Genomic DNA, 7,053 nt, shown 5'->3' with positions numbered 1-7,053 from the left:
CATCCGATCCACAGCAGTAAGGGCGGCACGTGAGCTACGACTGGACCGATAACCGCAAAAACCTGATGCTCTTCTCCGGCCGCGCACATCCTGAGCTGGCCGAACAGGTCGCCAAGGAACTCGATACCCACGTGACCGCGCAGACGGCCCGCGAGTTCGCCAACGGCGAGATCTTCGTCCGCTTCAACGAGTCGGTGCGCGGGTGTGACGCGTTCGTGCTGCAGTCGGCGCCGGCGCCGGTGAACGACTGGCTGATGGAATCGCTGATCATGATCGATGCGCTCAAACGAGGCAGCGCCAAGCGGATCACTGCGGTCTTGCCGTTCTATCCGTATGCACGCCAGGACAAGAAGCACCGCGGCCGCGAACCGATCTCGGCGCGACTGGTCGCCGACCTGCTCAAGACCGCCGGTGCCGACCGGATCGTGACCGTAGACCTGCACACCGACCAGATCCAGGGATTCTTCGACGGGCCGGTCGACCATATGCGCGGGCAGAACCTGCTCACCGGCTACATCGGGGACAACTACCCGGACGGCAATATGGTCGTGGTCTCACCCGACTCCGGGCGGGTGCGCATCGCCGAGAAGTGGGCCGACGCGCTGGGTGGGGTGCCGCTGGCGTTCATCCACAAGACCCGTGATCCGCGGGTGCCCAACCAGGTGGTGTCCAACCGCGTGGTGGGTGAGGTCGCCGGGAAAACCTGCGTGCTGATCGACGACATGATCGACACCGGTGGCACCATCGCCGGCGCGGTGAAGCTGCTGCACGACGACGGCGCCAAGGACGTGATCATCGCGGCCACGCACGGGGTGCTGTCACACCCGGCGGCCGAACGGCTGGCGGCGTGCGGCGCCCGCGAGGTGATCGTCACCAACACCCTGCCGATCGGCGAGGAGAAGCGCTTCCCGCAATTGACCGTCCTGTCCATCGCCCCGCTGCTGGCCAGCACCATCCGCGCGGTATTCGAAAACGGTTCGGTCACAGGGCTGTTCGACGGGGACGCTTAGATGGCCGAGCATCCCCTCCTGATCGATCGGCCGTTTGTCCTCACGCCGAAAGGTACTCGACTGGCCCGCCCGGTCGACACGGTCCGCGAAATCCTGTGAGACACCGGGTACAGATCGCCGCGACACTGGCGGCCCTGGCCGTTTCCGTTATCGGATGCGGGCCGAAAAATCCTGACTACCAGTCGATTTGGTCAACGACACCGACGACCACCAGCGCAGTGCCCAACGACAGGCCAGTGCCCTTTTCGCAGTACCTGGAAAGCAACGGAGTGTCCGGTTCGCCGATCGCGCCCGATCAGGTGCCCGACTTGACCGTGTCGATACCGATCCCCGCAGGCTGGCAGAAAATCAACCGGGCCAACATCCCGCAGACCACGGAGTTGATCGCCAAAGCCGACAATTTTCCCAATGCCATGCTGATCGTGTTCAAAATGGGCGGCGCTTTCGACGCCAGAGAATTGGTCAAGCACGGCAACGACGATGCCCGGCTCGTCCAGAACTTCAAGCAGCTGGAGTCGTCCGATGCCGACTTTCACGGCTTCCCGTCGTCGATGATCGAGGGCAGCTACAACCTCGGCAACCAGCGGCTGCACACCATCAACCGGATCGTGATCGCACACGGCCCCGGTGAAGACCCGGACAGGTATCTGATCCAGCTCGCGGTCACCAGCCTGGCCGACAAGGCGGTCGCCGACGCCGTCGACATCGAGACCATCATCCGCGGCTTCACCGTCGCGGCCAAATAACGCGCCCGCGTTAGTGTGAGTGCCATGACGTCGTGGACCGCCGCAGACCTGCCCTCTTTCGCCGGACGCACCGCCATCGTCACCGGAGCCAATAGCGGACTGGGCGCGGTGACCGCCCGCGAACTGGCCCGGGCCGGTGCGCAGGTGATCCTGGCCGTCCGCAACCCGGGCCGGGGTGCGGCCGCCGCCCGGGAGATGACCGGCGACGTCGAAGTGCGCCAACTCGACCTGCAGGACCTGGCGTCGGTACGGCAATTCGCCGGCGGGGTCTCTGAAGTCGACATCCTGGTGAACAACGCCGGCATCATGGCCATCCCACACGCCGTCACCGCCGACGGGTTCGAGAGCCAGATCGGCACCAACCACCTCGGCCACTTCGCGCTGACCAACCTGCTGTTGCCGAAGATCACCGACCGGGTCGTAACGGTGTCCTCGCTGATGCACTACATGGGTTACATCAGCCTGCGGGACCTGAACTGGACGGCGCGGCCCTACTCGGCGTGGATAGCCTACGGCCAGTCAAAACTCGCCAACCTGCTGTTCACCACCGAGCTGCAGCGGCGACTGCACGCGGCCGGCTCATCGGTGCGGGCAGTCGCCGCCCACCCCGGGTACTCGCGCACCAACCTGCAGGGGCACTCCGGCCACCGGCTCGGTGACGCACTGATGTCGATCGGCAACCGGTTGGCCGCCGACGCCGACTTCGGCGCCCGCCAGACGCTCTACGCCGTATCCCAGGACGTGCCGGGTAACAGCTTCATCGGACCGGCGTTCGGCATGTTCGGGCGCAGCAAGCCGGTGGGCCGCAGCCCGCTGGCCAAACGCGACACGACGGCCGCGACGTTGTGGGAGCTGTCCGAGCAGCTGACGAACACCAAATTTCCGCTCTGAACCGCTGATGCGCTAGCCTGACCTGGCGTCACGGCGAGGGTGGCTTGTGCAAGCCGCCGTTATCGACGGGGACCGACTCACAGTCGCGATCCTGGCCGTGCCCCGGAATCTCACACAGGAGCGACATCATGGCCAGAGCCGCAAACAAAATCGCCGCCTCGGTACGGGCCGAAACCGGCAAGGGCGCCTCCCGGCGGGCACGGCGCCAGGGCAGGATCCCGGCGGTGCTCTACGGCCACGGTGCCGACCCGCAGCACCTGGAACTGCCCGGAAAAGAATTCGCCGCGGTTCTGCGCCACTCTGGCACCAACGCGGTTCTGACCCTCGACATCGAGGGCACCGAACAGTTCGCCCTGACCAAAGCGCTCGACATCCACCCGATCCGGCGCAGCATCACCCACGCCGACCTGCTGGTGGTCCGTCGCGGCGAGAAGGTCACGGTCGAGGTCGCCGTCGAGATCGTCGGCGAGGCGGTGCCCGGCACCCTGGTCACCCAGGAGACCAACACCATCGAGATCGAAGCCGACGCCATGGCGATACCGCAGTCGGTGACTGTGTCGGTTGAGGGCGTCGAACCGGGCACCCAGTTCACCGCGGGACAGATCGATTTGCCGCCGGGCGTGAGCCTGATCGCCGACCCCGAACTGCTGGTGGTCAACGTGGTCAACGCGCCGACCGCCGAGGAGTTGGAGAGCGAAGGCGGCGGCGACGCCGGCGAGCAGCCGGCCGGCGGGGCTGCCGAAGATGAGGGCGAGGCGGCCGAAGCCGGGTCCGGCTCCGAATAGTTCGTGGCGCAACCACGATTGGTGGTCGGCTTGGGCAATCCCGGGCCGAGCTACGCGCAGACGCGGCACAATCTGGGCTTCATGGTGGCCGACCGGCTCGCCGTCCGACTTGGCTCGAACTTCAAGGTGCACAAGCGCTCCGGCGCCGAGGTGGCCACCGGCCGGCTCGGCGGCCATTCGATCGTGCTGGCCAAGCCGCGGTGCTATATGAACGAGTCCGGGCGCCACGTGGGTCCGCTGGCCAAGTTCTACTCGGTGCCGGCCGCTGACGTCGTGATCATCCACGACGAACTCGACATCGAATTCGGCCAGATCCGGCTGAAGCTCGGTGGCGGCGAAGGCGGCCACAACGGGCTGCGCTCGGTGGCAAACGCGCTCGGCACCAGAGACTTTCAGCGGGTGCGGATCGGCATCGGGCGCCCGCCCGGACGCAAAGACCCGGCGGCGTTCGTGCTGGAAACCTTCACCGCCACCGAGCGTCCGCAGGTGCCGACGATCTGCGAGCAGGCGGCCGACGCGACCGAGTTACTGATCGAACTCGGCCTCGAGCCGGCACAGAACCGGGTGCACGCCTGGTAGCCGCTCCAGGCTAGGTGAGGGCGGCTGGTTGAGGGCTAGGTGACCAGGGTCACCGAGTTGGCCCGGCGCAGCTTGCCCGACGACGTCTTCGGAATGGTGCCGGGGCCGAGGACGACCACGTTTCGCGGCCGAACGTCGACCTCGGTGACGACCTCGTGGGCCACCTGGTGCTCGATGCGGCGCACCTCGACAGGGTCCTGGTAGGCATTGGATTCCACCGCGACGGCGAAAGTTTCGCGCGAATGCCCCGCGTCCAGCCGGACCGCCACGGCGCAGCCGATGCGCACACCCTCGACACGGCCGGCGGCCCGCTCGATGTCGGTCGGGTAGATGTTGCGCCCGGCCATGATGATGACGTCCTTCACGCGGCCGCACACCACGATGTGACCGTTCTCCATCAGATAGCCCAGGTCGCCGGTGTCATACCAGCCGTGCTCGTCCTGGGCGGGCAGGAATCCGCCCATGGTGAGGTAGCCCGGCGTCACACATTCGCCGCGCAACTCGATGACGCCGACGCCACGAGGGGGCATCACCTCGCCGTTCTCGTCGACGATGCGGGCCTCAAGATCCTTGAGCAGCGGACCCAGCGATGCCAGCCGCCGGGTGTTGCCCTTGCTGGAAGGCACCGCGCGGCGCAGTGCAGCCAGCAGGTCGGCGTCGACCTCGTCGACCACCAGACCCGCGTTGCACTCGGAAAACGACACCGCGAGCGTCGTCTCCGCCATGCCGTAGGCGGGCAGGATCGCCGACGGCTTCAGCCCGAATGGCTTACCGGCGTCCAGCAGATCCTCGACATCGGCGGGGTCGACCGGCTCGGCGCCCGACAGCGCGAACCGCAGCGTCGACAGGTCGTACTGGCCGGGCTCGGCCTGCTTGCGCAGCCGCTTGGCGAATAGCGCGTAGGCGAAGTTGGGCGCCGCGGTCATGGTGCCCTGGTATTTGTCGATGAGCTTGGCCCACAACAGCGTGTCACGCAGGAAGTCCATCGGCGTCACCTTGACCAACTCGGCGCCGAAGTACATCGGGATGGTCAAGAAGCCCACCATGCCCATGTCGTGGAAGCAGGGCAGCCAGCTGACCATGACGTCGTTGTCGACGTCGTACTGGGCGCCGATGAACATGGCCTCGGCGTTGGAGTAGATGTTGCGATGGGTGATCTGGACCGCCTTGGGCGATCCGGTCGAACCCGACGTCAGCTGCATCAGCGCCAGGTCGTCTTCACTGGTCTCGACCGGGTCGATCGGCTCACACTCGAGCAGGTCGCCGACCGTGAGCACCTTGATGCCCTTTTCCTCCAGCACCGGGATGGCGACCAGGAACGGCTCGGCGACGATGACCGCGCTGGCCTCGATCATCGCGATCACGTTCATGGTGTCCTCGGCCCACACGGCGAGGTCGGTGCGCGGGGTGGGTTGGTGCAGCATCGTCAGGCTGGCGCCGCGCATCCACAGGGCCTGCGCGGTCGGGGCGATCTCGACCGGGAATCCGGCCAGCACGCCGACGGCGTCACCGTGTCCGATACCGGCCGCGGCCAGTCCGCCGGCGATGCGGCGCGCCCGTTCGTGCACCTCGAGCCAGGTGTGCCGGACCGGCTCATACGGCTCGCCGGTGACCATGCCCCGAGCGCTCCGGTGAGCGTTGCGGAACATGTTGTCGGTAAACCTGCTCACGATTGCCTCCTCGGTTCCGGCGCCATCGTCCAGCCCTTAATGTTGCTCCTGCTCAAGCACACATTGGGATAGCCGCGCGCCCACAATTGGGCAGCGATTTCATCTCGAATCGGTGGTGACCCCGCCACCGCCGGCAGCGTCGCAACGCCAGCCTTGACACGCCCGCCGAGGGAGACGGCGGGCGAAGAAGAAAGGCTCGTTGCTCGACCGGAAATCATCACCGTCCGACATCTTAAACTCCTCTTAAAGAACTGCCAAACTGTATGACGAATTCGGCGCTCCGTCAGCGCCCGGCTTCACCCAGGGGTCGGCGTCGGAACCACGCGGGCACCGTGCACGGGACCGCTGGCGACCCGCACAGTCCGACAGACACCGGCGCCGGAGAGTTCGGTGCCCACATCGACGGCCGAGGACTCCGACCCGCACAAAAATGCGCACGTCGGTCCCGATCCCGAGACCAGGCCCGCCAGCGCACCGGCCTCGACACCGGCCCGCAGCACCCGCCGCAGCGGCGAACTCAGGCTCAGGGCGGCCGGTTGCAGTTCGTTGCCCAGCAGCGGCGCCAACTGTTCCGGGTCGCCGGCCGCCAAGGCAGCCAGCACCGGGCCGGCCTCGTCGAGGCGCGGCGGCTTACCGACTGACCCCTTGCTACGCAATCTATCCAGCTCGCGGAACACCTTCGGGGTGGACAACCCGCCGTTGGCGAAGGCTAAAACCCAGTGAAAACTGTTGCGGGTCAGCACTGTTGCAAGTTCCTCACCGCGACCGGTGCCCAGCGCGGTACCGCCATGCAAGGCGAACGGCACATCGCTGCCCAGTTTCGCGGCCAGGGTGTGCAGGTCGCGACGGTGCACGCCGAGCTCCCACAGCGCGTTGAGCGCGACCAGCACCCCGGCGGCGTCCGCACTGCCGCCCGCCATTCCACCGGCCACCGGAATGCTCTTGTCGATCACGATCGACACATCGGGCGCGCGGCCGACATGCTCGGCCATCAGTTCGGCCGCCTGCCAGGCCAGATTGCGCTCGTCGAGGGGAAGCTGGCCGCTGCCTTCGCCGATAATCTCCAGTGAGAGCACGTCAGCGTCGCGGACGGTGATCTCGTCGACCAGCGAGACGGCGTGGAACACCGTCGTCAGCTTGTGATAGCCGCTCTCCTGCAGATCGCCGACGGCCAGGTAAAGGTTGACTTTTCCGGGTGCGCGAACTGTCACCGAGCCAGTGGGAAGCCACTGAGCTACGGTGCTCGGATCCGTCGGCACCGAACGAGACTATCGCCCGCCGTTCAACCCGCTGACGCGTGTCGCTGAGCTTGACCTCGAGGGCCCGCGCCGCCGACCTCGCCTGAACGTTGGTAGAGCCGGACGAACTCCTC

General features: G+C 66.7%; 7 protein-coding genes and 1 pseudogene. 6 read left to right on the top strand and 2 right to left on the bottom strand.

Annotation, left to right across the window (positions count from 1 at the left end; genetic code table 11):
* The first annotated feature begins 29 nt into the window (after positions 1 to 29).
* The 6 genes and pseudogenes from AC2VOU_RS13285 to pth all read left to right on the top strand — a co-directional run bounded on the left by AC2VOU_RS13285 (position 30) and on the right by pth (position 4,011).
* Positions 30 to 1,010: a ribose-phosphate diphosphokinase gene (locus AC2VOU_RS13285; protein WP_486957800.1), complete on the top strand. Its 981-nt coding sequence runs from the start codon at positions 30 to 32 to the stop codon at positions 1,008 to 1,010.
* Positions 1,011 to 1,109, top strand: a pseudogene (locus tag AC2VOU_RS13280) (arsenate reductase (glutaredoxin)); the annotation flags it as partial. It abuts the gene before it with no gap.
* Positions 1,106 to 1,756: an LpqN/LpqT family lipoprotein gene (locus AC2VOU_RS13275; RefSeq protein WP_486957799.1), complete on the top strand. Its 651-nt coding sequence runs from the start codon at positions 1,106 to 1,108 to the stop codon at positions 1,754 to 1,756. The pseudogene AC2VOU_RS13280 and the gene AC2VOU_RS13275, both read left to right, overlap by 4 nt.
* A gap of 24 nt (positions 1,757 to 1,780) precedes the next feature.
* Positions 1,781 to 2,647, top strand: coding sequence for an oxidoreductase (locus AC2VOU_RS13270; RefSeq protein WP_486957798.1), 867 nt, complete (start codon positions 1,781 to 1,783; stop codon positions 2,645 to 2,647).
* A 125-nt stretch (positions 2,648 to 2,772) separates the two neighbouring features.
* Positions 2,773 to 3,432, top strand: a complete 660-nt coding sequence (locus AC2VOU_RS13265) for a 50S ribosomal protein L25/general stress protein Ctc (RefSeq protein WP_486957801.1) — start codon at positions 2,773 to 2,775, stop codon at positions 3,430 to 3,432.
* A gap of 3 nt (positions 3,433 to 3,435) precedes the next feature.
* Complete coding sequence (gene pth / locus AC2VOU_RS13260; RefSeq protein WP_486957797.1) at positions 3,436 to 4,011, top strand: aminoacyl-tRNA hydrolase; 576 nt, start codon at positions 3,436 to 3,438, stop codon at positions 4,009 to 4,011.
* Between the two features lie 35 nt (positions 4,012 to 4,046).
* Here the strand turns inward: pth and AC2VOU_RS13255 are convergent, their stop codons facing one another.
* Positions 4,047 to 5,681 carry a fatty acyl-AMP ligase gene (locus AC2VOU_RS13255; protein WP_486957796.1) on the bottom strand — a complete coding sequence of 545 codons (1,635 nt, stop codon included), beginning with the start codon at positions 5,679 to 5,681 and terminating at the stop codon, positions 4,047 to 4,049.
* 296 nt (positions 5,682 to 5,977) lie between these two features.
* Positions 5,978 to 6,940, bottom strand: coding sequence for a 4-(cytidine 5'-diphospho)-2-C-methyl-D-erythritol kinase (locus AC2VOU_RS13250; RefSeq protein WP_486957795.1), 963 nt, complete (start codon positions 6,938 to 6,940; stop codon positions 5,978 to 5,980).
* Positions 6,941 to 7,053 lie beyond the last annotated feature (113 nt).

The organism is Mycobacterium sp. TH-M25 (genome assembly GCF_057473665.1).
This window is presented reverse-complemented; position numbering and strand designations above follow the sequence as displayed.